This window comes from Treponema sp. R6D11 (assembly GCF_054786075.1).
On the sequence record NZ_BDHD01000811.1, the window covers coordinates 1 to 503 of the forward strand.

At 44.5% G+C, this 503-nt stretch carries 1 protein-coding gene; it reads right to left on the minus strand.

The features are described from left to right. A partial coding sequence (locus ACYVTD_RS16260; RefSeq protein WP_461248716.1) for a hypothetical protein occupies window positions 1–503 on the minus strand: 503 nt, incomplete at both ends.

Consider the following 503-nt stretch of genomic DNA (forward strand, 5'->3'; position numbering starts at 1 on the left):
TCGTCCAGTTTCACGTCGTGCGCCCGGTATTTTTCCGCAGTCAAAATATGGCGAAGATTCCCGGCGACAAAAAGCCGCAACTGTTCGTATATCTCATTTTTCAACTGGACATTTTCAGACCAGATTTCAAGGGATATTTTATCTTTGCGGTAAAACCTCATTGAAAAACCGTATACGACTTTTTTTTCCGTTATGCGTTGTTTTATTGCTTCTAAAACGTCCGGCGCGACGACGGTGCATAAGCCCTGTATCTGCCGTGTTTTTTCTTTTTTCTCTTTTTTTCCGTTTTTTTCCGTTTCCGCAAAATATGTTTCAGTGGTTTTTGTGATAATGTCTATTTCGTCCTGATTAAGCCCCACGCCTTCCACTTGCGGCTGTAACGGGAGATCGGACGGCTTATCGTCGTTATATGTCGAGACCACGACCGTCGGGAACAGGTCGGCGGCTTTCTCCGTGTTTCCTTTTTTGAATATTTTGGCAAATGGGTGTTCCAACGTCGCCTT